Annotated in this window: 1 protein-coding gene; it reads left to right on the top strand. The window is 64.8% G+C overall.

Annotated elements, in window-relative coordinates:
- Positions 1–196: 196 nt before the first annotated feature.
- Positions 197–857 (top strand): hypothetical protein (locus tag IEZ09_RS45905; RefSeq protein ID WP_189260143.1); only part of this gene is annotated, 661 nt, incomplete at its 3' end.

The following is an 857-nucleotide window of genomic DNA, read 5'->3' as shown; positions in this document are numbered from 1 at the left end:
GTGTTTCCGCACGCTTGAAGAGGGGGCTGGTAATCCGCTGTGGGATGACGATGTAGAGACGATTGTGGCTTTCGGGCGGGGGCTTGGTGGGGATGTCGCTGGGCTCCTTCCGGGTGTGGAAGGACCGGATGTCCGTGCTACGGCCTGGATCGAGCATGACTCGACCAACTCGTCTGTGCAGAAGAGGGTGCAAGATGTGGTCGAGGACCATCTGCGTAAGGCGATGGTGGCGGCGGGTGTCCCTGAGGACAGGGTGACGCAGCTTGTCATTACCTGGAGTTTTAGTTCTGCTGCCCCGCCGAGTTTTAAGTCCGGTGTGCCTTTTGCGGCTGAGGTGGTCCTGCGGTCGTACAGCACGCCGGGGTGGACGGTGGAGCAGTATCGGAACGCGCGGGTGTTGCGGGGTGCGTTCCTGGCTGGAACGACCAGCCGGTTGACCGCGGCGATGGAATGGCGGTTGCGGGAGAGGGGGACCGGTTTCTATCTGAACTGGGTGGCCGGTCCCTCTGATCGGAAGCCGAGTTTGGACGGTGTGGTGGCGAGGGCGCCGATGGAGGGTGTGGTGGAGAGGGCGCCGATGGACGGTGTGGACCGGGTGGGGGAGGTGAGGCAGGCGCTGAAGGCGGGGCTGGTGGAGGGGCGGCGGATAGCGGCTGGGCAGGGGGGCTGGGCGCGGTCGTTGCCGTCGGTTGAGCGGTTGATGGGCCGTTATGTGCGGGTTGGCTGGGATACCGAGAACCGGTTGGGCAGTGGCGTTGATCTGCGGCTTGTCGAGACGGTTCCGGGTGAGGAGGTCGATCGGGGCCCGGATCTGCCTGGTTCGGGTGATGTGGGGAGCAGTCGTAAGCGGGATCGTT

Origin of the sequence: Lentzea flava (assembly GCF_014648475.1) — a bacterium.
GTDB lineage: Bacteria > Actinomycetota > Actinomycetes > Mycobacteriales > Pseudonocardiaceae > Lentzea > Lentzea flava.
The sequence above is the reverse complement of the archived record's forward strand: the minus strand, read 5'-3'. Positions and strand labels throughout refer to the sequence as shown.